The following is a 22309-nucleotide window of genomic DNA, read 5'->3' on the forward strand; positions in this document are numbered from 1 at the left end:
TGAGGCTCAGCTACCCAGCAAGTTGGTCAGACGTACGAACTCCTCGACGCTAAGGGTCTCGGCACGGCGGGTCGGATCGATTTCGGCCCGCTCCAGCAGTTTCTCGCCGCCGAGGCTTTTAAGGCTTTGCCGCAGCATCTTCCGGCGCTGACCAAAGGCCGCCTCCGTAACGCGGCCGAGTTTCTTCACATCCGCGGATAGAAGGGATTCGCGCGGTGTCATATGCACAACGGACGACGTCACCTTGGGAGGCGGCGTGAATGCCTGTGGTGGCACATCGAACGCGATTTTCGCTTCTGTTCGCCAGCCCGCCAATACGCCCAGCCGGCCGTAGTCGCTGGAGTTGGGTTTTGCGACGATACGCTCGGCTACTTCGCGTTGGAACATCAGCGTCATTGATTGGTAGAAAGGCGGCCAACGGTCGACGATTAGCCAGCGAATGAGCAGCTCCGTGCCGATGTTGTAAGGCAAGTTGGCGACAATCTTGACCGGGCCGTCGGTCACCAAGGTCGAGAAATCGGTCTTGAGCGCGTCGCCCGAGATAACTTCCAGCCGTCCCGGATAGTGGGCCGATACCTCGGAAAGCGCCGCCAGGCAGCGTTCATCACGCTCAATGGCGACCACGCGGCGTGCGCCATGCAGGAGCAGCGCGCGTGTCAGCCCTCCAGGCCCTGGGCCAACCTCAATGACTGTCGACTGGGTCAGATCACCCGCGGTACGCGCAACCTTGCCTGTCAGGTTCAGGTCGAGCAGAAAATTCTGACCGAGCGCCTTCTTGGCCTGCAGGCCGTGGCGTTCGATGACGTCTCGAAGCGGCGGCAGTCCGTCGGCGCTCATGCGTCCGTGCTCCTGACATTTCCGGCCAATTCCGCAGCCAGTTTCAGCGCTGCAATCAAGCTATCCGGTCGTGCGATACCGCTTCCCGCGATGTCGAAGGCCGTGCCATGGTCTGGTGAAGTGCGAACAAACGGTAAGCCAAGAGTTACATTAACGGCTTCATCGAAAGCCAGCGTCTTTGCCGGGATCAGGGCCTGGTCGTGGTACATGCAAAGCGCAACGTCGTAGCCCGCTCGGGCGCGTCGATGGAAAAGCGTATCGGCAGGCAGCGGCCCGCGCGCATCGATGCCTGCGGAACGCAGTGCTTGGACAGCTGGAGCAACGATCTCCAGGTCTTCCTTACCCATGGAGCCGCCTTCGCCGGCATGTGGATTGAGGCCCGCAATGGCAAGCCGCGGCGCTTCGATCCCGAAACGGCCCTTCAGATCGCGCGCGGTGATGCGAGCCGTCTCCACGATCAGCTCGGTGGTGAGCACCTTCGGCACCGTCGCGAGTGGCATATGGATCGTGACGGGAACGGTGCGCAGATCTGGCCCCGCCAGCAGCATGACAGGCATTACCGTCCGACCGGAGTGGCGAGTGGCCAGATGTGCCAGATATTCCGTATGGCCGGGAAAGCCGAAACCGGCGTCGTAGAGTGGCTTCTTGGCTATGGGGCAGGTGACAACCCCGGCGGCACGACCAGCAAGGCAGTCCGCAACAGCACGGTCGATGGCCTCGATGACACCCTTTGCGTTGACCGGATCAGGATGACCGGCGGTATCGAGAAACTTCGCTTCCAGCGGCACGACCGGCAAGGCATCCTGGAAAACGGCATTTGCCTTTTCCGGTGTTGTTTCGGCGATGGTGGCAGTGGCACCGACGCGACGGCCGCGTGCGGCCAGCAGAATCGGGTCAGCAAGCAGGTAGAAATCAGGAACGCCTGATTCTTTGCGCCGTTCCCAGGCAGCCAGCGCGATCTCCGGGCCGATTCCTGACGGATCGCCCACACTCAAGGCGAGAGGAAGTCTGGTTTCGCGCACAGCCGTCAGCGCTGAACGATGACGGCCTTGGCCTTCAACTCAGAGACATATTTCTTGCTGAGCTCGTCTGCGGCATCGTCCTTCTTGCCGCCGAGGCCTTCGTTCTGGAGCATCAACTGAGCGGTCTTGTCGTCCGAGACTTCGCGCGCCGAGCAGATGCCGATGAACTCTATGCCGCGGTCCGTTTCACGCACGTTGGTCGCGCCGCCGGCCTTTGTTGCCTTGATCTGGTCCGCCCAGTCTGCCGGCAACTGCGGTGCAAGCACACGGCCGAGGTCGCGGACGGTGACGTCTATCAGGCCCTTGGCGAATTCACGCGTCGTGTTGCATCCATTGAAGCGTGCGCGCATGGCCTCGGCTTCGCGCTTGCGCTTGGCCATCAATGCGCCGCGCTCGGCGGCCGGCACGACGAAAATTATCTGCTGCAGCAGATATTCGGTGGCTGAGGGCTTGTTTCCGCCCTTCTGCAGCATCTTGCGCACGGCGTCCTGTTCGCTCAGGCCGCCGCTGCCCTGCTCGGAACGGTAGCGCATGCTGAGTGCCTGGTTCCAGGCCATCTGTGCGCGGATGAAATCCTTGAAATGCTGCTTGGTGACGCCCGACTTGTCCATGACGCCATCAAGCTGCGCCAACTGCATTTTGTTGTTGGAGGCAAAGCGCGCGTAGGCTTCATTCACCTGCTGGTCGGAAATACGGATGCCCAGGCGTCTTGCCTCGGCGAGGCGAAGCGTCTGCTCGACCATTTCGTCGGCAGCGTCACCCTTGCGCTTCTGCAGGCGCAGGAAAGCAGCGCGGTGCTGGATGTCGCCGGTCGTGATGGCGACATTGTTGACGACATATTTGATTTCGCTGGCAAAGGCCGGTTGGGACATCGCCGTCAGCGAAACACCCGCGGCTGCAACCAGAAGTGCAAGGCTCGCGGAAAAGAGCTGTTTCCTCATCGTCTCTGTTCCAAATCCATTTCGGTTCCGGCTCATCACTGAGCCGAATACAATTTTCCCATGCCCGTCCTATGCGGCGAAACCATGTCCTGCAAGGGGGATGGCTTACTGGAAACTGCTGGACGTCGAGCCGAAATCGCCAATGGTGCGGAACGAGATGTTGAAGCCGATGTTGCGGGTCACTTCCCTGGTGGTCCGGTCGCGGCTCTCCGACACCGTCATCATATACGTGAAGCACTCGTCGTCGTAGGCGAAGCCGACACCATCGCCGGTCAGTACCCTGGTCTGGATGTCGTACGTGCCCGAACCAAAGACGCGCCAGTTCTGGTTGAGGCGTGTCGAACCTCCCAGTGTGACCTCATGGCGGTCTTCTTCGAATCCGTAACCCGGCTGAGCCTGGATGAAGGCATACTGCGCCGAAACAGAAATGGGGGACGAGCCGCTGTAGGCCGCCTTGGCTTCGGCGCGACGAACCTCGAAGGTCTGCTCATCGAAACGGCCGCTGACCGAGGCCGAAAGTCCGTAGGGACTGGTGAAGCCGGCCAGGCCGACATAATCGGACTTGTCGGTCTGGAGACCGGAATAGGCGCCAACATTGACCAGATCGGGCTGCGCGAAAGAGTTGGTGCCGCCAAGCTGGTACGACTGGCCGAACAGGGCGTTTGTCGTCCAGCCGTTGGCATAGCTGCCGGAATAGCGCACGCCGACATTGGCGCGCGTGCCGCCTTCGATGCGGTCATAGCCGGAGAACTTGTCGCGTTCGAACAGCGTGGTCGCATCGAACACCATGCTCTGCGCGTCTTCGTTGGGAACCCGCAAGCCGCCGACATAGGATTCGTTCGGGCGCACGAACAATTGCGCCGTTGGCTCGATGATGTGCGAGCCGCCGGTCAAGCTGGTGAACAGCAGAGGCCAACGGAACTCAAGGCCCGCGGTTGCCATAGCCCTGGCAAAGGATGAGCGCATGTCCGCGGAAACACCCTGCGCGGCGGCCATCTGATTGACGGCATCGAGCGAGCCGGAAGACGCGTTCAGGTAGCTGGCGTCGGCCTGGAAAGCCAGCAGCGGCGTGATGACCATGCCGCCATCGGTGACGAAGCTGCGCTTCCACTCGGCTTCCGCTGTCAAACGGCCAGAATTGCCTTCGATGCCACGAACGCGCTGTACTGCGCTCAAGGTATCATAGTTCACCGTGAAAGCCTCATCGAGGCGGTCGCGCTTGATGACGCGGGAATTGAGATTGATTGAGAGCTGACCGCCGGCCAATGGCGCATCCGGGATATAGGCGTAGTCGAGCGACGGCAGCACCCATGGCTGAAATTCGTCGCGCGCTCCGGTTTGATATCGGGCGCCGGCCTCTCGCTGCAGCGTCTTTTCCTGCACTTCGAAGTGCATTGCGCGCAGGTCGAAATAGTTCCTGTCATTCAGACCGGTCAGATAAACTTCGGAGCGATGGACCGAAGCGTCGTAGCCGTTGATGTGATAGGTGTTGGAGAAATTCTTGTCCGTCTGCAGCAGGACGTCCCAGCCAAAGTTCCAGCGCGAATTGATCGCGAACTGGCCCTTGGTACCCATCATGCCGCGGAATTTGTTCGGATCGCCGGTTGGGCCGGAGTCGACGGTGCTGGGATCGAATTTCCAGGGTTTCCGCTGGTCGATGCCGGCAATGCGCAGGCTGTACTGGCCATTGTCGAAACGCTGGCGCCACTCCGCTTCGCCGAGGAAGCCCTGGTTGGTATAGTAGGTTCCACGCGCGGTGATGTCGTAGGTCGGCGACAGCGCGAAGTAATAAGGAACGGTTATGCCGGTGCCGAGCTTGCTGTTGAAGGTGATGCCGGGCATCAGAAAGCCGCTCTTGCGCTTCACCGTAGGGTCAGCGATCTCGAAAGCCGGCAGGAAGGCAATCGGGAAGCCGAAGAACTCGAAATTGGAGTTCTCGAAGCGCACCGTCTTCTTCTGGCCGTTCCAGATGATCTTCTTGGCCTTGACGCGCCAGATCGGCGCTTTGTCGGGCTTGTCTTCGCAAGGCTCGCAGGCGGTGTAGACACCGTTGTGGAACGTGGTCAGCACGCCGCCGATGCGTTCGGCGCTTTCGGCGCCGAAATAGGTCTTGTCGACCGTCTCGACACGCAGCGCGTTGACGAAACCGTCGGCGAAATCGTCAGTGATGTCGATGTGCTCGGAGTTGACCTTGGTGCCGTCGCTTTGAACAAGCTGTGCATTGCCGGTCGCAACAAGACGTTTGGTCTTGCGGTCGTATTCCACACGCTGAGCAACCAGTTTGTTGCCGCCGTAGTCGATCTGCACGCCACCAACGGCGGTCACCGTCTGGTTGTCGTTGTCATAAACCAGCGTATCGGATTCGAGCAGCATCTGCGAACCGGCTGGTACGCTGGGTGCTGCCACGGACTGCGCCGCTGCCGGGACAGCCGTCGCCAGGCTGCCGGCAAATAGGCAAGCGAGTGCGCTCACTCCACACAGAAGTGCCGCCCGGATCGGCCTGCGACCTTGCAAAACCGGTCTCATCACTAACCGTCTTCCCTGTACAGCAGGAACGTCACCCCGAAGAACATCGCCACGACCACCGGAAACCATGCAGCTACCACGGTCGGGACGAATCCCGCCACTCCAAACGCTTTGACCAAAACAGACACAACATAAAGCAGAAACCCAGCGACTACGCCACCCAGAATCATCGTTGCAGATTGTCCCATGCGTGCAAATCGCATCGAGACGGTTGCTGCGATCAGTGTCATCGCAACCAGAAGGAAGGGCATCGCCACAAGCGAATCGAACTGCATGGCGAATGCATTTGCCTTAAGCCCGAAGGAACGAGCAACTTCAATCTTTTGCGGCAACTCGTAAAAGGGAATTGTTTCCGGCCGTGCCAGCCGTTCCTGCACGAATTCCGGCTTCAGGTCGGTCGCCAGCCGGTCCGTGGTTTTCTTTTCGACATTGCCATCCTTGAGGATGCTGACGTCCTGCAATTCCCAGTAGCCGTCGCGCAGGAACACCCGCTTGGCGTCCTTGCGTTCGATAATGTTGCCTTGCTGGTCGAGCAGGAAGAAAACGGCGTCCGCCATCTCCAGTCCCTGGTTCAGGATGGCACGCGCGCCGATGATGGTATCGCCGGCCGCAGTCTTCTGTCGGATCCACGGAGCAGCATCGGCCGAGACGTCGTTCGACGCTCCCGAGCGCAGTTCGCTTTCAATTCTCTCGGATTGTGAAAAGCCGTAGGCAGCCAGCGGATTGAGAACCGCGACGGCAACCGTGCCGAACAACAGCGCGCCGATGCAGCAGGGCAACAGGAACTGCCAGGCCGAGATGCCTGCCGAGCGTGCGATCACCAGTTCGTATTTGCGGTTGAGCGAAACCAGTGTCGCCATGGCCGAGAACAGACCAACAAAGGGAACGGTCTGCAGCATGATCATCGGTACGCGCAGCGCCGAGATCGCAAAACCCGCCTGGTAGGTGAAACCGGGCACGCCAGCGATCCGACCCGTCAATTCCGTGAAGTCGATCAGGAAGACAAGGGCAAACAGTCCCAGGAAGATCCAGATGGTGATCCCCAGGTAGCGGAAGAAGAAATAGCGGCCGAGTGTCCAACCCATCAGGAATTCCCCTGACGCGTTGCGGAGCGATTGGCCCACCAAAGTCGCAGCCGGATGCCTATTTCGCCAAAACGGCTGAACATGTTCGTGAGCCAGTCGGCCCAACTCGACGGCAACTCCATGCGGCGATTGGAAAAGATGACCCATGCGGCCACGATCGACGCACCAAAAGGCACGGCTACCACCAGGTAATTATAGAGCGGATTGGTGTTGGCCTTGCCTGCGGCGAAGAAACCCAGCCAGCGCACGAACAGCGCGATGCAGATAGCCGTGATCAGTGGGTGGATCCGCGCTTCCCGGTGTGAGCGCGCGTCACCAGCGACGGCCAAGGCGATCATCGCGAAGGCAAGCGAATAGGCCCATTCCGAGAACCGCAAGGCAAGCTCGGCACGATATTGATCTGGCGCCTGTTGATAATACCGGTCGTTGGGATCGGGGTTGAGCAGATATTGTGTCGTCTGATCCTTCGGATAGAGCGTTGCCTGTGCAGCCGTCGCAAACGCTGACAGATCGAAGGCGTAGGACGTGAAACGAATGACGGAAACATCGCCGGCAGGTGATTTGCGGTGCACCACGCCGTCATTCATCAGGAGGACTTTTTCATTGCCCTTGTCGATGACTGCGCCTGTCTTGGCGTAGTAGACGAGGTCGGTGCCCTGCTGCCGGGAATCGGCCACGAAGATGCTGCCCAGGCCGCCATCGGCAAAACGTTCGCCAATCTGGACGAACAGGCCGTCTTCAATCTTCCGGAAGGTCCCTTCCTGGATGATCAACGACAGGAAGTCGGCGCGCGCGCTGGCAATCAGCTCACGGTTTTTCTGGCGCGCATAAGGCTCAACCCCGTTGTCGACGACGAAAGAGAACACGCTCGCGATCAATGCAAGGATCAGGATCGGCTTGACGACGGTCATGCGCGAGGCGCCGGCGGCGTTGATCACCACCAGCTCCGAATCGGAGTTCATGACGCTGAGTGTCTGCGCGACCGCCACAATGAGGGCGAAGGGGACAACGATCGGGATGATGGTTGGCAGGATAAGCGCGGCAACCTGGAAGAAACTAACCGCCGACTGTCCATTGTCCGTCACCAGGTTGATGCGGGTGAGAACCTGCGTCGTCCAGACAATCGCCAACGTCCACGCCAACGCCGCAAGAAAGAGCGAGAGCGCGCGCCGGAAGATATAGAGCTCGGCGACCTTCATTCAGGGCAGTTCTTCTCGATTGATCTCGACGGGTGTCGCAGCTCTAGAAGTTATCTTTCCGGTGACACCCACACAACCGGCCTGGTTCCGTTTCAAGTCGTCATGTCCGGTGCCGTCGACTCTGGTCGGCAATGGATAAGAAAAGGCGAATAGGTATGGTTAACAGCACTTTGAGCCAGACATTTGTGCGACGCACAGGCGATCGTCAAGGGTCGGCAGCTGCCAATATTGCATTCACGCATCCGGCGACTGAAGGTGGCAGCATGGCGCGCTGAGCCTATTTCCTTGTGCTCGCTGGAAGTTTGCCGGTCTTGCCAAACGTTTCAAAAGCGCGAAATGTCGCGCTTCAATCCAAGCATTCAAATCAAGCAGGATCTCATGGCTGCCCGACCTACGATTGCCTTTGCCAAATTCGCCCCTGTCAAGAAAGGCACGGTCTTTGTGCTCGCTGCGGAAGAGGCGGGGCTTTCCGAAGGGGCCAAGGCGCATGATCCATCCGATTCGCTGGCAAGGGCTCTTCCGGTCGCGGATTTTTCCGGGAAATTCGGCTCTTCCGCCGAGATACTCGCGCCGGAAGGCACCGCTCTTGACCGGCTGGTGGTGGTCGGCGCGGGCAAGCTGTCCGCACTGGACGAATATGCGTGGCTGAAGCTTGGCGGGCATGTGGCTGCTTCACTGCGCAAGGCCAAGGACGCTGTGGTCGTCGTCGACCTGCCGGGTACGCAAGCGGACGGTTCAGAGGCTGCTGGCGTTGCTGCCGGCATTTTGTTGCGCGCTTATTCCTTCGACAAATACAAGACAAGAAAAAGTGACGAAGGAAAAGACGACGCCAAGACACCGATCAAGATCACCATCCAGACGGCAAATCCAACTGCTGCCAAGAGGGCGTTCGCAGAACTGGAGGCCGTTGTCGACGGCGTGATCGTCGCGCGCGACCTCGTCAATGAGCCGGCGAACGCGCTGGGGCCGGTCGAATTTGCCGAGCGAGCCAAGCAACTGGAAGCGCTGGGCGTCAAGGTCGAGATTCTCGCCGAGAAGGAAATGAAGAAGCTCGGCATGGGCTCCCTGCTCGGTGTCGCGCAAGGTTCACCGCGCGGTGCCCGACTGGCGGTGCTGCAATGGAATGGCGGCAAGGCCAAGGACAAGCCGCTTGCCTTTGTCGGCAAGGGGGTGACCTTCGACACCGGCGGCAATTCGATGAAGCCTGCATCGGGTATGGAGGACATGAAGGGCGACATGGGCGGTGCAGCGGCGGTTACGGGGCTGATGCACGCGCTTGCTGCCCGCAAGGCGAAAGCCAATGTCGTCGGCATTCTCGGTTTGGTGGAAAACAGCGTCGACGGCCATGCCCAGCGGCCGGGTGACATTGTCACCTCGATGTCCGGCCAGACCATCGAGGTGCTCAACACCGATGCCGAGGGGCGCCTGGTGCTCGCCGACGCGCTCTGGTATTGCAACAATCGCTTCGAACCCCGGCTGATGATCAATCTTGCCACGTTGACGGGAGCAATCATGGTCGCGCTGGGGCAACACCATGCCGGGTTGTTCTCCAACAACGACGAACTCGCCGGACAGCTTGTGCAGGCAGGAACCGCCACTCAGGAGAAGCTGTGGCGCATGCCGCTCGGCAGTGAATACGACAAGCTCATTGATTCAAAAAACGCCGACATGAAGAATATTGGCGGACGTTATGGCGGTGCCATCATCGCAGCTCAATTCCTGCAGCGTTTCGTCAAGGAAACGCCTTGGGCCCATCTCGACATTGCGGGGACGGCCATGGGGGCTCCGGCCAGCGAGATCAACCAGTCCTGGGGCTCCGGTTTTGGCGTCCGGCTGCTCGACCGGCTGGTGCGCGACCACTACGAAGGCTGATCGATGGCCGAAGTGCTGTTCTATCACATGACGGAGTCGACGCTCGAAGAGGCATTACCGGGCCTGCTCGAGCGCAGTGTCGATCGTGGCTGGCGCGTCGTCGTGCAGACGGGCACGGAAGAGCGCAGGGATGCACTTGACCAGCATTTGTGGATCTATCGCGATGACGGCTTCCTGGCGCATGCGACGGACCGAGAGCCTTATCCGGCGGAACAGCCAGTCTTGCTCACGACCGGGGAGATGAACCCCAATTCGGCGCAGATCCGTTTCCTCGTGGACGGCGCCAGCCCTCCGGACCTTGCCGGCTACGATCGCGCCGTTTTCCTCTTCGACGGACATGACGCAGGTCAGGTCGAGGCAGCGCGCAGCCATTGGAAGGACATGAAGGGCGCTGGCCACACCGTAACTTATTGGCAGCAGACGGCGGACCGGCGCTGGGAGCGCAAGGCATGACATTGCATGAGCGCGTTCAGCGCTCTAAGGGCTGAGCGATGCGTAGATTTTTCCTGCTGTTCATTCTGGCTGGCGTCGCCCTTGGTCTTCTCTATCCCTGGGCCGTTCGAAATTTCTCCGGCGAGGAACTCGGTACCTGGCACGCTTATCAGGATGGCCGCTTCAAACCGGTGACAGTGTCGCTGAAAGCCGGAACCGGACCGGTCCGGGTCTTTGTCGATCTCACCACCAATGCCGATCGCATCATCGCTTTTGATCGCACCGTACTGACGCTGACTGCCGCGGCGGGCAACCGAACGGTGCTTGCCGAACGGTTGAGTTTCAGCGGCAATCCGACGCCCCGCGAACAAAGCCCACAGCTGACCGACAAGATATTTCGCGACGAGGCGGGGCTGATCCAAGTTGAGGAGGCGAACACCTACGTCTTTTCGCTCGGCCTTGGAGATGCCGAAAACCTGCAGATCAAGGCGGTCGATCTGGTCCTGCGCAGCGGGGCTGCCGTGCCTGACGCGCGGGTTCGGCAAGTGGGCTTCGGATCGCTTGCATTCGGAGTGATCGGTCTGGTGCTGGCAATCCGTTTCAGCAGACGTCCCGACAAACCGGAAACTCCGCCCAAGCCGCGTTGGGGTCGGGGCGCCGTCTAAGGCCATGAATTATCGCCACGCCTATCATGCCGGCAATTTCGCAGACGTGGTCAAGCACGTCGTGCTGGTGCGCCTGATTGAATATCTGAAACGGAAGGACAAGCCGTTTCGTGTCATCGATACCCATGCCGGTATCGGTCTTTATGATCTTTCTTCCAGCGAGGCCCAGAAGACTGGCGAGTGGCGGGACGGTATCGGCCGGTTGGCCGCGATCGACCCAGGCATACAGGCGACTATCTTGCTGGGGCCCTATCTCGAAGCAATCAATTCCTGCAACCCTGATGGTGGAATTGACTTCTATCCCGGTTCCCCATGGCTTGCGCGGCGTCTGCTGCGCAAGCAGGATCGGCTCACCGCGATCGAACTGCATCCTCAGGATGCTGTCCGGCTGAAGGGACAGTTTGAAGGCGATTTTCAGACGCGTGTCATCGAGCTGGATGGCTGGCTGGCGCTCGGCGCGCATCTGCCGCCCAAGGAAAAGCGCGGGCTGGTGCTGGTTGATCCTCCTTTCGAGCAGGAAGGCGAGTTCGATCGCCTCGCCGCAGGTGTTGAAAAGGCCTACAACCGCTGGCCGGGCGGTATCTATGCACTCTGGTATCCGATCAAGGATCGACGCGGCGTTGCCGACTTCCGAAATCGGTTGACGGCGTCTGGTATCGGCAAGGTGCTCGACATCGTCTTCGAAGTGCGACCGGATTCGCGCAGCGAACGCCTGGATGGCACCGGCATGGTGGTGATCAATCCACCATTCACCCTGGAACAGGAACTCCGTCTGATCCTGCCCGCGCTGCAGGCTGCGATGGCAGAACCAGCCGCAACAGGCTGGCGGCTCGACTGGCTGGCGCGCGAGGACAGCTAGGCATCGGATTTGATCGAGGCCGGATACTTCCTGGCTTGACCGTATGACGGCAAATCCGCACAGTGCCGCCGACCAGAAATGAGGCGCTGCCATGACTCACTCGTTCAAATCCTTTCTTGCCGGGTTGATTTGCCTGGGTTCGGTTATGACCGTTGCTCCAGTGGCGCAAGCCGCCGATCTGTCGAGCTATTCAAGTGATCCGGGCGTGTGCGGTGAGGCTTGGGTGCTGAACAAGATCAGCAGCCGTTTTGCCTACCAGGTACGCAATGTGCCGAATCTCCCCGATGTGCAGATCACCGACTTTCGCCGCATCAATGAGCGCCGCTATCAGCCGGCCGAAGAGAATTGGCCGATCGGTCGTCGCTATTGCGACGCAAAAGTCATCCTCTCGGACGGACATGAGCGCACCATCTGGTATCTGATTGAGGAAGGGCAGGGTTACGCCGGCGTTGGCGACAATGTCGAGTTCTGCGTATCAGGCTTCGACCGCTGGTATGTCTACAACGGCGCCTGCCGCGTTCTGCGCTGAACGCTCCGGCGCCCCTGGCAAGGGCGCTCTTCTGATCGTCATCCGGTCTGATCCACGTGTTGCTGGACGAGGGCAGTCATCGTCCGTCTGGCGCAACTGCGCCAGAGCGCGCTTTCAATGAGGATTTCATGCCCAGTCTGCTCTATGCGACCACCTCGCCCTACAGCTCCAAGGTCCGGATGGCAGCCGCCTATGCTGGCATTGCGTTGGACTTGAAGCCGGTGAAGACGGAGGAAGACCCGGCGGATCTGATCGCTGCCAATCCGCTTGGCAAGATCCCTGTGCTTGTGCTGGAGACAGGCCAGTCGGTCTTCGATAGCCGGGCCATAACCCAATACCTCAACCGACAGACCAAGAACGTGCTCTTCCCGCGCAACCCCGAAAAGCGCCTGGAAGCGGAAGCTCTGGAAGCCTTGGCGGACGGTATTTGCGATTCGGCTTTGTCGATGGTCTATGAACGCAGGGTACGACCCGAGGAGAAGGTGTATCAGCCCTGGCTGGACAGACAGTGGGAAAAGGTCACCCGCGCACTCGACGGTCTGAACGCCAATCCTCCCAAATTGCCGAGCAAGATTACCGTAGGTCAAATCGCGCTGCGCGCTGCGCTCGGTTATCTGTCGCTTCGTTTCGCAGGCAAATGGGAAAAGGGGCGAGGGCGGCTGGTGCGCTGGGCGGCACGCTTCGACGAGAAGTTTCCGCAACTCAAGGGCTGCATACCGGCCTGACAGAGGCGTCGATACTGTACGCCCGTCAATTCTAAAACAAAAAAGCCGGGCTCGCTTGAGCCCGGCTTTTTGCTGCTGATCGGGACGCGATCAGAACTTCATACCGACACCGAACTGGATGCGGTTGTCGCTGTCCTTGACCTTGCCGATACCGTTGTCGAAGGTCTTGGAACCGTAGTCGGTGTAGCGATACTCGACGCGACCGAAGACATTGTCGGTCAGCTTGATGTCGGTGCCGACACCTGCGGTCCAGCCGAACATGGTCTTGCGGTCGCCGAGGCCTGTGGCTTCGTTGGTGACCTTCAGGCCTTCGCCCGCACCACCGGCCGTGCCGTAGAGCAGGATGTCGGGGCTGACAGCGTAACCGAGACGGGCACGGATCGAGCCTTCGAAGCCCGACTTCGACTTGAAGCCGTTCGACGAGCCCTTGGTGCCGTTATAGCCGAGGTCACCCTCGACGCCGTACACGAAGTTGTCCTGCTGCCAGTTGTAACCGGCAAAACCGCCGCCGATGAAGCCGTCGGTCTTGGCGCGGGTGTTCTGGTCCTCAAGCTTGGTGCGGCCCGAGAAGCCGTAGCCGAGGTTCACACCGGCATAGGCGCCGGCCCAGGATGCAACCGGCAGCTCAGCAATCGGGGCCGGAGCCGGCGGCTCTTCCGAAACGACGTCCGCAGCGAAAGCGGGAACGGTGCCGATGACGGCGAGGAGCCCGATCGCAGCAACTGAAGTCCGCGCGAATTTGTGGTTGATAGACATAGTTCTTACTCCATAAAGCCAAAGACGCTGGCTTGTTCCTTGCGAACCAGACCCGCCGGGGGAGGAAACGGATCACGCGTTCAACGGTTCCGGAATTTGGGCGGCAAATACGGCGGAAGCGAACCTGAACTTGGGTCTTTAGCTGGCGCGAATGAGGCTGAACGATGACGTTGCACTAGTGCAACAAAGTTGTCAGGAGCCTTTCGGGAGGGCGGCTGCACCCGGCTTGGTACAAGGGGTTGAGGTCCCTATATTGGCCGTCTGGTCAGATGGCTGATTGCGAGTCGAGGTCGTCATTTCGGCGCATCGACACAATGTGGCCATAGGAGCGAACGGCATTTTACGATTGAGCGGTCTCATTTGCTGGCTGCCCTTGTTGCGGATGAAAGCCAGATGACGAACAGAATGAAAGCTACGGCCCTGGTTACGGGCGGAGCGAAAAGGTTGGGCCGGGCGATCGTTGAGGATCTGGCAGCCAACGGCTTTGCCGTGGCCGTCCACTGCAATCGTTCACGAGAAGAGGCCGAAGCCCTTGTGGGGACTATTATCGCCGCGGGAGGGCGCGCCGCTGTCGTTGCCGCGGATCTGACCGATATGGACAAGACGGCCGGGCTGATCGATGCTGCCTCGAATGCGCTCGGTCCGATCAACCTCCTGGTCAACAACGCTTCATTGTTCGAGGAAGATTCCCTCGAGGATTTCGATTGGTCCGGGTGGGATCGTCATTTCGCTGTGCACGTGAAGGCTCCGGCGCTTTTGACGCAGCGTTTCGCCCGTGCCTTGCCCGAGGGAGAGGATGGTCTGGTCGTCAACATGATCGATCAGCGGGTCTGGCGACCGACGCCACGCTATTTTTCATACGCCCTGTCGAAATCTGCGTTGTGGGCAGCCACGCAGACGATGGCGCAGGCGCTGGCGCCACGTATCCGCGTTAATGCGATCGGGCCGGGGCCGACGCTGAAAGGAGCACGCCAGGAGGATCACGATTTCCAGGCGCAGCTCGACGGCGTGTTGTTGAAACGTGGTGCCGAACTTGGCGAATTTGGCGCGACGATACGATATCTATGGAATGCGCGGTCGGTCACCGGCCAGATGATCGCGCTGGATGGCGGCCAGCATCTTGCATGGCAGACGCCGGATGTAACAGGCGTGGTGGAATGAGTTCCGGAAAAGCGAAAAACGGACGCACGGGTGAAGATCTACCCGACGTTGATCTGGATGACGACGACAGCATCGAACTGGATGTGGAGACTGCAGGTCCCGAGGTTGCTTTTACGGCGATAGACTGGACGCAACATGCTGGCGATACCGACGGCAAGATTGGCGCAGAGGTCATCCAGACGCTGGTCAAGCGTCTGCCCAACGCTCCTGGCGTCTACCGCATGATGAACGTAAACGGCGACGTGCTCTATGTCGGCAAGGCTCGCAGCCTCAAGAAGCGCGTCACCCAGTATGCTCAGGGGCGGTTTCATACCAATCGCATCGGCCGCATGGTGCGCGAAACGGCGACGATGGAATTCGTCGTCACCCGCACAGAGATTGAAGCGCTGTTGCTGGAAGCGAATCTCATCAAGCGCTTGCGGCCGCGCTTTAACGTGCTGCTGCGCGACGACAAGTCATTTCCCTACATCCTGCTCACCGGAGATCACCTGTCGCCCGGTATCTACAAGCACCGCGGCGCACGCTCGCGGAAGGGCGACTACTTCGGCCCATTTGCGTCGGCGCAAGCGGTAGGGCGTACCATCAACTCGTTGCAGCGGGCTTTCCTGCTGAGGAGCTGCACCGATTCCTTTTACGAAAACCGGACACGGCCATGCCTGCTCTATCAGATCAAGCGTTGTGCCGGGCCGTGCACGGGGGAAATCTCGCACGGCGACTATGCCGTGCTGGTAGACGAGGCCAAGGATTTCCTGTCCGGTCGTAGCCAGAAGGTAAAGACCGAGATCTCCGCCGCTATGCAGGTTGCTGCCGAAAATCTCGATTTCGAGCACGCCGCAATCTATCGCGACCGTTTGGCGGCACTCGCGCATGTGCAGAGCCATCAAGGGATCAATCCGCAGTCGGTGGAAGAAGCGGACGTCTTCGCGATCCATCAGGAAGGCGGGCAGGTCTGCATCCAGGTCTTTTTCTTCCGCACCGGCCAGAACTGGGGCAACCGCGCCTATTTCCCCAAGGCCGATCCGGCCATGGAAGCTGCCGAGGTCTTGGGTTCGTTTCTGGCGCAGTTTTATGACGACAAGCCGACACCGCGCACGGTGCTGCTCTCGCATGTGGTCGACGAACAGGAATTGCTTGCCGAGGCATTGTCGACCCGTGCCGGCCGCAAGGTGTCGATCTCGGTGCCTCAGCGTGGCGAGAAAAAAGATCTGACCGACCATGCGCTGCAGAATGCGCGCGAAGCGCTTGGCCGACGACTGGCTGAAACCTCGACGCAGGCGAGATTGCTCGCTGGTCTCGCAGAGACTTTCGGTCTGCCGAAGCCTCCGGTACGCATCGAAGTCTACGACAATTCGCATATCATGGGGACAAACGCCGTCGGTGCCATGGTCGTTGCCGGGCCGGAGGGCTTCGTCAAGAATCAGTACCGCAAGTTCAACATTCGCTCGACCGAGATCACTCCCGGCGACGATTTCGGCATGATGCGCGAGGTGATGGAGCGCCGCTTTTCCCGTCTTATCAAGGAACATGGCGATGAGAACTCGAGCGAGGAGAATGGCGAGCCGGACGATCTTCTCTCCCATGGCTTCCCGGCTTGGCCCGACGTCATCCTGATCGACGGTGGCCAGGGGCAGATGTCGGCCGTACGCAAGATCCTGGCGGATCTGGGCGTCCAGGATCGTGTGGTGGCCATCGGCATCGCCAAGGGCCAGGATCGCGAGGCCGGCCGCGAGCGCTTCTTCGTCGAAGGCAAGCCGTCCTTCACGCTGCCGGTCCGGGATCCGGTGCTGTATTTTATCCAGCGTCTGCGCGACGAGGCGCACCGTTTCGCGATCGGCTCGCACCGTGCCCGCCGCAAGAAGGAGATGGTGAAGAGTCCGCTGGACGAAATCGCCGGCATCGGTCCGGGTCGTAAACGCGCCTTGCTCCTGCATTTCGGTACCGCCAAGGCAGTCAGCCGGGCCGCTGTCGACGACCTCATGTCGGTCAACGGTATTTCAGAGCAGGTCGCGCGACTTGTTTACAACCATTTTCATGAGAATTGACCGTTTGTACGGTGTTTTGCGCTGGCTAGTCGATTTTCAATGGTTGACCCCTGATATCGGCTTCTGATTTGAGTACGAAGGCAAAAAGAAACGACCCCAGAAGTTCCCAGGCACGCATGGCGAAACACGCATTCAATCTGCCGAACATGCTCACCTACGCCCGTATCGTTGCGGTGCCGATGGTCGTCGTGTGTTTCTTTCTCGAAGGCCATTTGAAATCGAGCGATTTTGCGCGCTGGCTCGCTCTGGCGATCTTCCTGGCGGCGTCGATTACCGATTATTTCGACGGCTATCTGGCGCGTGCCTGGCAGCAGACTTCCAATATAGGCAGGATGCTGGATCCGATCGCCGATAAGCTTCTGGTTTCGACCTGCCTGCTGCTGCTTGCCGCTGATGAGGATGGCATCGCCGGCTGGTCGCTTTGGGCGGCCATCATCATTCTGTGCCGCGAAATCCTGGTTTCCGGCCTGCGCGAATATCTTGCCGCACTCAAGGTTTCCGTTCCGGTCACGCAACTGGCGAAGTGGAAGACGACGATCCAGATGGTAGCGATTGCCTTTCTCCTTGCCGGTCCGGCTGGCGACAAGATTTTTCCGTTCACCACGGAAACCGGGCTGGTGCTGCTCTGGATTGCGGCGGTTGTCACGCTCTATACCGGTTATGATTACTTCCGTGCCGGCTTGAAGCATATCGTCGACGAATAGCGAGAAGGCGATGAAGCTCATCTATTTTGCCTGGGTGCGCGAACGGATCGGCAAAACCGAGGAAGACGTCGAACTTCCGGCAGAGGTGACCACGGTGGCCGAGTTGCTGGCCTGGTTGAAATCTCGGGGCGAAGAATATGAAACCGCCCTCCAGCATCCACGTTCGATCCGTGTCGCCATCAATCAGGAGCATGTGGACCACGGTGAGAAAATAGCTGGCGCGCGTGAGATTGCGCTGTTTCCGCCGATGACTGGAGGCTGATGCCGTGTCCGGCGTCGTGGCGAAGGTCAGCATCCAGGCTCATGATTTCGACATTGCTGCCGAGGTCGCAGCTCTTGCCGCTGGGCGCGCCGATATCGGCGCCGTAGTCACGTTTTCCGGGCTTTGCCGTGATGAAGGCGGTGCGCTCACGACACTCGAACTTGAGCACTATCCCGGTATGGCCGAAGCGGAGATCAGTCGCATTGCGGCCGAAGCCATCGGACGCTGGCCGCTGCAGGGGGTCACGGTTATCCATCGCCATGGCCGCATTCAGCCTGGCGGGAACATCGTGCTGGTCGTTACCGCATCCGCACATCGGCAAGCTGCCTTCGAGGCCGCCGATTTCCTGATGGACTACCTCAAATCGCGTGCACCCTTCTGGAAGAAGGAGCACCGAACCGACGGTGCGGAAGGCAATTGGGTCGAGGTCAAGGACAGGGACGACAAGGCTGCCGCCCGCTGGCGCTGACTGTCGGAAAGCCGGTGTTCCGTGCTCGAAAATACCCCAGATCGGTCATGGATTGTCCGCAATCGCGGCGGATTTTCCATTGGCGCTGGCGTTTGTCGAGTGCCGATGGAGCAGTGTCATGTTGGACAGGATCGCCGAATTCCTGATCTTCGGCTTCGCGCCCCTGATGGCGGGCATGCTTGTCTCAACCGACATGTCCGCGGCGGCCGAGCGCCGGCTGACCGGCGAAGTGATCTATCGCGAGCACATGATCCTGCCCCGGAATGCTGTGCTTACCGTGCAGCTGCTCGATACCTCGCAGCCCGACGCTCCCGCCAGGGTGATCTGCGAACAGCGGATTACACCTGCCGGTCAGGTACCCATGCGTTTCACCCTGAAATTCGATAGTCGGGACATCCGCCCCAAGACGACTTATGCGGTGGATGCCAATATCACGGTCGACGGCCAGACCCAGTTCCTGACCAATGCTCGACACTATATCGATCCGCTTGCCAGTGAGCCGATGACGATGGTGCTGAAGCAAGTTCAGGACAAGCAAAGCGATACTGATACCCCAGGGTAGATCGAGACGACCTGATGTCTGAATACAAAAAAGCCGGGCTCAAGCCCGGCTTTCGAAAACGCGAGTACCTTGTAAGGTACGATCAGCCGACGATTTCGGTGCCCGAGAACCAGTAGGCGATCTCTTCAGCGGCCGTTTCCGGGGCATCCGAGCCGTGTACCGAATTTTCACCGATCGACAGTGCATGCACCTTGCGGATGGTGCCTTCAGCCGCGTTGGCCGGATTGGTGGCGCCCATGACTTCACGGTTCCTGGCGATTGCGTTCTCGCCTTCGAGCACCTGTACGATCGTCGGGCCCGACGACATGAATTCAGTCAGTTCGCCAAAGAAGGGGCGATCCTTGTGGACGGCATAGAAACCCTGGGCTTCGCGCAGGCTCATCCAGACGCGCCGGGAAGCGACAACGCGCAGGCCGGCATCCTCGAGCATCTTGGTGATAGCGCCCGTCAGGTTGCGCTTGGTGGCATCCGGCTTGATCATCGAGAAGGTGCGTTCGATCGCCATGGGTCGTCCTTTGGTGATGGGGATTGAGGTGTGGCGGGCTCTATACAAGCCGCCCGGCGCATTGCCAAGGGGAGGCGTTGATCCTGCCGCCGGGCAAAATGGCCATGGCTTTGCCCTTCCCGACATTCTAGATCAGGTTCGGGGTGGATAGTGCGGGAGCCGAGGGTTGATGAAACGCCATTTCATGATGTTCGCGGCCTACAATCGCTGGGCCAACAGCCGCCTCTACGATGCCGCCGACGCCCTTACCGACGAAGAATTCACGCGCGACACGGGCGCATTCTTTGGCTCACTGATGGGCACGCTCAACCATTTGCTGGTCACCGACCGCATCTGGATGAAGCGCTTCACCGGCCTGGGCGATGCACCGGCCAGCCTTGACGCAATCCTGCAACGGGCGCTGCCGGCGCTGCGGATAGCGCGCGAGGCCGAAGACAGGCGTATTGTCGAATGGGTCGAAGATTTGAACGACAAGGATATCGCCGGACGGTTTTCCTATGTGACCACCGACATGCGCACGATTTCGCAGCGTTTGGCGCCCGCGCTCGATCATCTGTTCAACCATCAGACCCATCACAGAGGCCAGGCGCATATGATCCTGACAGTTCTCGGACATGCGTCGGTTCAGCTGGACCTGATGTACTTCCAGCGGGCAGAAGAGGGGCGTACTTTCGCATAATTTCAATGTAGCCGTTGATTTGTTATATAATAAAATTAGACAGCAATTGACCAGCGGTGGAAAACGCACCGAAAGCCATAAATATTAAAATGTGAGAATGTACTGACGGTTTTGGTATTCTCCAGATGTTTTGACTTCGCTGCGGGCTGCTTGGCCGTGCTGTCGAAGAAGCACAAAACCATTAGGAGGATGTAATGGCTGGTTTCGTTAGGAGTCTCGCCGGAACATTGGCGAGTGGTGCCGTCGTTGTTTGTTTGGCTTTGCCAGCAGGTGCCGATGGTCTTGGCGCATCCGTCGGTGGATCGGGAGGCGTTCACGCCGGCCTAGGGGCTTCGATTGGTGGTCCTGGGGGCGTCAATGCCGGATTGGGGGCTTCGATCGGCGGTTCCAATGGCGTTAACGCTGGCCTAGGCGCGAGCGTTGGTGGTACTGGCGGGGTCAACGCAGGGCTTGGTGCATCAGTGGGTGGCAGCAATGGTGTCACCGCGGGGGCCGGTGCAAATGTCGGCGGATCAAACGGCGTTACGGCGGGAGGAGGGGCCACGATAGGAGGCTCCGGCGGTGTTGCGGCTGGCGCTACGGCATCGATCGGTGGCAGTGGCGGTGTGAACGCTGGCCTCGGTGCTTCCGTTGGCGGTTCGAACGGAGTCACTGCCGGTCTCGGGGCTTCGGTCGGTGGCAGAAGCGGTACCGGTGTGGGCGTTGGAGTCGGGATAGGCGGAGGTACCACGAGCAACCCGTCTGGACCTTCCAGTCCACGCAATCCGATGAGCCCGGTCGCTCCAAGTGGTACGATCTTTGGCAATGCGACCAACACTGGAAAACTCAATCCCAACAGCCCGGGCGTGCCAAAGGCCATTGCCCAGCTTTCGGACAGCAAGCTGATGAAGCTGAAGCGCCGCTGCGCCGAAGTGGTGAGCAGCGGTGCCTATGACAGCGATCTGCAGGCACTGTGCGCCCTGCTTGCCAAGGTCAATCGCTGATCATTCCGCTCGTTGAAAAGGAAACAGCCCGCTTTGGCGGGCTGTTTCCATGAACGAGGGTGTTCGAGGACGCTGGTGCTTGGGCAGCGAACCTGGTTTTCCATCTGGCCCACAGGTCCCTGCAGTGTTTTCCATTGCATGCGGCCAGCTTCAATGCGAAGCCGTGGGCGTCGGTCGTCTGTCTGAGCCGACGAATGTGCTTTGAATGTCCATGAACAGCTACTCCGAACAGACCGGGCGTATGATCGCCCTCCTGTTGATTGCCGGCTCCGGCGTCGTCGCTGTCGCCAAAGGCATGAGCCTGTCGTTTCTTGCGATCCGACTGCAGCAGGACTTTGGACTAGGTCCGGCGGGGATCGGTGCTCTGATCGGCGTGGGACCTCTGCTTGGTGCGATGGTCAGCCCGCTTGCCGGGGCGATTTCCGACCGGCTTGGACGCAGAACCGTGCTGGCCATCGCCATATCCTTCGCCGGCCTAGGCATGATCGGCCTTGGACTTGCCCAGTCCGTCACAGCCTTCGCATTTGCCCACATCGTGGCTTCGATCGCCGGCGCCGTCTATGAGCCGGCTGCACGCGCAATGATGAGCGATGCGGCGCCTGAAAGACTGCGCCTGAAGGTGTTCTCGTGGCGCTACCTCGCCATCAATGCCGGCTGGGCGATCGGTCCCATGATCGGCCTGGCTTTCGGCGCGACTTCCGACATTCTGTTCGTCGTGGCTGGCGTGGTTCATTTGATGTTCGGGGCAATCATCTTCCTTTTGGTGCCCGAGATTGCCACGAGCGCAGCGAATGCCGCCCGGCAGCATATGGGCGGCTGGCGGCGCCTTGTCGGTGCTTTCCGCGATCCGAGGCTGATGTTCTTTGCAGGCGGTGGCACGCTGTTGGTTGCTGTCTACGGGCAGTGGTCGGTGCCGCTGTCGCAGTACATCATCAAGGACTTCGCCAAAGGCGTGGAAATATTCGCCTTGCTGGTCAGCACCAATGCGGCTGCCGTGCTGGTCGCCAGCACCCCCGCGCGCTGGGTGATCGAGCGGATCGGCGCGCTGCATGCCCTGGTGCTGGGCTGTGTGCTGTTTCTCCTGGGCAACCTGGGATTTGCGGCATCTTCCGGTGTCGAGATGCTGGTTGCTTCGATGATCGTCTTCACGATCGGCGAGGTTCTGGTCGTTCCAGCCGAATACATGCTGGTCGACGGCATTTCGACTGCCGCCAACAGGGGCACCTATTTCGGGGCGCATTCGCTGTCGACCATCGGCAACTTCTTTGGCCCCGTGCTGGCTGGAATAGCTCTCGGAGCCTACGGCGGAACCGGAATGTTCCTGTTGTTTGCAGTATTTTCGGCCGGCAGCGCACTGCTTTTCGCCATTGGTCATTCCTTGCCACCGCCGCGCCGGCTTGGCGCCGACGCTCCCGCGGAAGCCGTCGACACCGCGTTGAGCGACTTGTTGCGGGCCGGCCGGCCGGCGCCTGTCAGAACAGCATAGCGGCGTCG

At 59.9% G+C, this 22309-nt stretch carries 23 protein-coding genes; 15 read left to right on the plus strand and 8 right to left on the minus strand.

Annotated features, from left to right (window positions below; translation table 11 throughout):
• Positions 1-6 precede the first annotated feature (6 nt).
• The 6 genes from rsmA to lptF form a co-directional block, all read right to left on the minus strand.
• Positions 7-837, minus strand: coding sequence for a 16S rRNA (adenine(1518)-N(6)/adenine(1519)-N(6))-dimethyltransferase RsmA (rsmA, locus tag ACFWYE_RS02915; protein WP_379109467.1), 831 nt, complete (start codon positions 835-837; stop codon positions 7-9).
• Positions 834-1859 carry a 4-hydroxythreonine-4-phosphate dehydrogenase PdxA gene (pdxA, locus tag ACFWYE_RS02920; RefSeq protein ID WP_379109469.1) on the minus strand — a complete coding sequence of 342 codons (1026 nt, stop codon included), beginning with the start codon at positions 1857-1859 and terminating at the stop codon, positions 834-836. Before pdxA ends, rsmA begins: the two co-directional genes overlap by 4 nt.
• 5 nt (positions 1860-1864) lie before the next feature.
• Positions 1865-2800 (minus strand): SurA N-terminal domain-containing protein, encoded by a 936-nt coding sequence (locus ACFWYE_RS02925; RefSeq protein ID WP_379070649.1) that lies wholly within the window; start codon positions 2798-2800, stop codon positions 1865-1867.
• Positions 2801-2905: 105 nt separating this feature from the next.
• The gene (locus ACFWYE_RS02930) at positions 2906-5326 is read right to left on the minus strand and encodes an LPS-assembly protein LptD (protein WP_379109471.1); all 2421 of its coding nucleotides are present in this window, start codon (positions 5324-5326) and stop codon (positions 2906-2908) included.
• A 2-nt stretch (positions 5327-5328) separates the two neighbouring features.
• Complete coding sequence (gene lptG / locus ACFWYE_RS02935) at positions 5329-6414, minus strand: LPS export ABC transporter permease LptG (protein WP_379073039.1); 1086 nt, start codon at positions 6412-6414, stop codon at positions 5329-5331.
• On the minus strand, positions 6411-7610 hold the full coding sequence (lptF, locus tag ACFWYE_RS02940; RefSeq protein ID WP_379070654.1) for an LPS export ABC transporter permease LptF: 1200 nt from the start codon (positions 7608-7610) through the stop codon (positions 6411-6413). The genes lptG and lptF overlap by 4 nt, the downstream gene beginning before the upstream one ends.
• A gap of 378 nt (positions 7611-7988) precedes the next feature.
• Here lptF and ACFWYE_RS02945 point away from each other — a divergent pair, with 378 nt between their 5' ends.
• The 6 genes from ACFWYE_RS02945 (at position 7989) to ACFWYE_RS02970 (ending at position 12692) form a co-directional block, all read left to right on the plus strand.
• Entirely contained in the window at positions 7989-9482 is a 1494-nt protein-coding gene (locus ACFWYE_RS02945) for a leucyl aminopeptidase (RefSeq protein WP_379109473.1), read from the plus strand.
• A 3-nt stretch (positions 9483-9485) separates the two neighbouring features.
• Positions 9486-9935: a DNA polymerase III subunit chi gene (locus ACFWYE_RS02950; protein ID WP_326892275.1), complete on the plus strand. Its 450-nt coding sequence runs from the start codon at positions 9486-9488 to the stop codon at positions 9933-9935.
• A gap of 38 nt (positions 9936-9973) precedes the next feature.
• Positions 9974-10579 (plus strand): hypothetical protein, encoded by a 606-nt coding sequence (locus tag ACFWYE_RS02955; protein ID WP_379109475.1) that lies wholly within the window; start codon positions 9974-9976, stop codon positions 10577-10579.
• 4 nt (positions 10580-10583) lie between these two features.
• On the plus strand, positions 10584-11438 hold the full coding sequence (locus ACFWYE_RS02960) for a 23S rRNA (adenine(2030)-N(6))-methyltransferase RlmJ (RefSeq protein ID WP_379070663.1): 855 nt from the start codon (positions 10584-10586) through the stop codon (positions 11436-11438).
• 91 nt (positions 11439-11529) lie between these two features.
• Positions 11530-11967: a hypothetical protein gene (locus ACFWYE_RS02965; RefSeq protein ID WP_379070666.1), complete on the plus strand. Its 438-nt coding sequence runs from the start codon at positions 11530-11532 to the stop codon at positions 11965-11967.
• A 128-nt stretch (positions 11968-12095) separates the two neighbouring features.
• Complete coding sequence (locus ACFWYE_RS02970; RefSeq protein WP_379070669.1) at positions 12096-12692, plus strand: glutathione S-transferase family protein; 597 nt, start codon at positions 12096-12098, stop codon at positions 12690-12692.
• 90 nt (positions 12693-12782) lie between these two features.
• On the opposite strand, the gene ACFWYE_RS02975 is transcribed toward ACFWYE_RS02970, so the two are convergent.
• The gene (locus ACFWYE_RS02975) at positions 12783-13448 is read right to left on the minus strand and encodes an outer membrane protein (RefSeq protein WP_379109477.1); all 666 of its coding nucleotides are present in this window, start codon (positions 13446-13448) and stop codon (positions 12783-12785) included.
• Between the two features lie 393 nt (positions 13449-13841).
• Here ACFWYE_RS02975 and ACFWYE_RS02980 point away from each other — a divergent pair, with 393 nt between their 5' ends.
• From ACFWYE_RS02980 to ACFWYE_RS03005, 6 genes are all read left to right on the plus strand, one after another.
• The gene (locus tag ACFWYE_RS02980) at positions 13842-14609 is read left to right on the plus strand and encodes an SDR family oxidoreductase (RefSeq protein WP_379109479.1); all 768 of its coding nucleotides are present in this window, start codon (positions 13842-13844) and stop codon (positions 14607-14609) included.
• On the plus strand, positions 14606-16651 hold the full coding sequence (gene uvrC, locus ACFWYE_RS02985) for an excinuclease ABC subunit UvrC (RefSeq protein ID WP_379109481.1): 2046 nt from the start codon (positions 14606-14608) through the stop codon (positions 16649-16651). Before ACFWYE_RS02980 ends, uvrC begins: the two co-directional genes overlap by 4 nt.
• A gap of 116 nt (positions 16652-16767) precedes the next feature.
• A complete protein-coding gene (gene pgsA, locus ACFWYE_RS02990; protein ID WP_129414860.1) occupies positions 16768-17355 on the plus strand; it encodes a CDP-diacylglycerol--glycerol-3-phosphate 3-phosphatidyltransferase in 588 nt (195 codons plus the stop codon).
• Between the two features lie 10 nt (positions 17356-17365).
• Positions 17366-17617, plus strand: coding sequence for a molybdopterin converting factor subunit 1 (moaD, locus tag ACFWYE_RS02995; protein ID WP_379109483.1), 252 nt, complete (start codon positions 17366-17368; stop codon positions 17615-17617).
• A gap of 4 nt (positions 17618-17621) precedes the next feature.
• Complete coding sequence (locus ACFWYE_RS03000) at positions 17622-18086, plus strand: molybdenum cofactor biosynthesis protein MoaE (RefSeq protein ID WP_379109485.1); 465 nt, start codon at positions 17622-17624, stop codon at positions 18084-18086.
• A gap of 118 nt (positions 18087-18204) precedes the next feature.
• Positions 18205-18648: a YbaY family lipoprotein gene (locus tag ACFWYE_RS03005; RefSeq protein WP_379070684.1), complete on the plus strand. Its 444-nt coding sequence runs from the start codon at positions 18205-18207 to the stop codon at positions 18646-18648.
• Positions 18649-18730: 82 nt separating this feature from the next.
• Here ACFWYE_RS03005 and ndk read toward each other — a convergent pair whose 3' ends face one another.
• Entirely contained in the window at positions 18731-19153 is a 423-nt protein-coding gene (ndk, locus tag ACFWYE_RS03010; protein WP_054310955.1) for a nucleoside-diphosphate kinase, read from the minus strand.
• A gap of 169 nt (positions 19154-19322) precedes the next feature.
• On the opposite strand from ndk, the gene ACFWYE_RS03015 reads away from it, so the two are divergent.
• From ACFWYE_RS03015 to ACFWYE_RS03025, 3 genes are all read left to right on the plus strand, one after another.
• Positions 19323-19832, plus strand: coding sequence for a DinB family protein (locus ACFWYE_RS03015; RefSeq protein WP_379109487.1), 510 nt, complete (start codon positions 19323-19325; stop codon positions 19830-19832).
• A 767-nt stretch (positions 19833-20599) separates the two neighbouring features.
• Positions 20600-20815, plus strand: a complete 216-nt coding sequence (locus ACFWYE_RS03020) for a hypothetical protein (RefSeq protein WP_379070692.1) — start codon at positions 20600-20602, stop codon at positions 20813-20815.
• Positions 20816-21026: 211 nt separating this feature from the next.
• Positions 21027-22301 (plus strand): MFS transporter, encoded by a 1275-nt coding sequence (locus ACFWYE_RS03025; protein WP_379109489.1) that lies wholly within the window; start codon positions 21027-21029, stop codon positions 22299-22301.
• Positions 22302-22309: the final 8 nt, after the last annotated feature.

Origin of the sequence: Mesorhizobium sp. NPDC059025, from assembly GCF_042739655.1 — a bacterium.
Classification (GTDB): domain Bacteria; phylum Pseudomonadota; class Alphaproteobacteria; order Rhizobiales; family Rhizobiaceae; genus Mesorhizobium.

Bases quoted from the DNA above. Each gene is read 5' to 3' on its own strand.
- lptF (WP_379070654.1), bottom strand. From the start codon at position 7,610: ATGAAGGTCGCCGAGCTCTATATCTTCCGGCGCGCGCTCTCGCTCTTT.
- rsmA (WP_379109467.1), bottom strand. From the start codon at position 837: ATGAGCGCCGACGGACTGCCGCCGCTTCGAGACGTCATCGAACGCCAC.
- ACFWYE_RS02925 (WP_379070649.1), bottom strand. From the start codon at position 2,800: ATGAGGAAACAGCTCTTTTCCGCGAGCCTTGCACTTCTGGTTGCAGCC.
- ACFWYE_RS02930 (WP_379109471.1), bottom strand. From the start codon at position 5,326: ATGAGACCGGTTTTGCAAGGTCGCAGGCCGATCCGGGCGGCACTTCTG.
- ACFWYE_RS03025 (WP_379109489.1), top strand. From the start codon at position 21,027: ATGAACAGCTACTCCGAACAGACCGGGCGTATGATCGCCCTCCTGTTG.
- ndk (WP_054310955.1), bottom strand. From the start codon at position 19,153: ATGGCGATCGAACGCACCTTCTCGATGATCAAGCCGGATGCCACCAAG.
- ACFWYE_RS02950 (WP_326892275.1), top strand. From the start codon at position 9,486: ATGGCCGAAGTGCTGTTCTATCACATGACGGAGTCGACGCTCGAAGAG.
- pgsA (WP_129414860.1), top strand. From the start codon at position 16,768: ATGGCGAAACACGCATTCAATCTGCCGAACATGCTCACCTACGCCCGT.
- ACFWYE_RS02965 (WP_379070666.1), top strand. From the start codon at position 11,530: ATGACTCACTCGTTCAAATCCTTTCTTGCCGGGTTGATTTGCCTGGGT.
- ACFWYE_RS02960 (WP_379070663.1), top strand. From the start codon at position 10,584: ATGAATTATCGCCACGCCTATCATGCCGGCAATTTCGCAGACGTGGTC.
- ACFWYE_RS02975 (WP_379109477.1), bottom strand. From the start codon at position 13,448: ATGTCTATCAACCACAAATTCGCGCGGACTTCAGTTGCTGCGATCGGG.
- moaD (WP_379109483.1), top strand. From the start codon at position 17,366: ATGAAGCTCATCTATTTTGCCTGGGTGCGCGAACGGATCGGCAAAACC.
- ACFWYE_RS03005 (WP_379070684.1), top strand. From the start codon at position 18,205: ATGTTGGACAGGATCGCCGAATTCCTGATCTTCGGCTTCGCGCCCCTG.
- ACFWYE_RS02955 (WP_379109475.1), top strand. From the start codon at position 9,974: ATGCGTAGATTTTTCCTGCTGTTCATTCTGGCTGGCGTCGCCCTTGGT.
- ACFWYE_RS03015 (WP_379109487.1), top strand. From the start codon at position 19,323: ATGAAACGCCATTTCATGATGTTCGCGGCCTACAATCGCTGGGCCAAC.
- ACFWYE_RS02970 (WP_379070669.1), top strand. From the start codon at position 12,096: ATGCCCAGTCTGCTCTATGCGACCACCTCGCCCTACAGCTCCAAGGTC.
- ACFWYE_RS02945 (WP_379109473.1), top strand. From the start codon at position 7,989: ATGGCTGCCCGACCTACGATTGCCTTTGCCAAATTCGCCCCTGTCAAG.
- uvrC (WP_379109481.1), top strand. From the start codon at position 14,606: ATGAGTTCCGGAAAAGCGAAAAACGGACGCACGGGTGAAGATCTACCC.
- ACFWYE_RS03020 (WP_379070692.1), top strand. From the start codon at position 20,600: ATGAGCCCGGTCGCTCCAAGTGGTACGATCTTTGGCAATGCGACCAAC.
- ACFWYE_RS02980 (WP_379109479.1), top strand. From the start codon at position 13,842: ATGACGAACAGAATGAAAGCTACGGCCCTGGTTACGGGCGGAGCGAAA.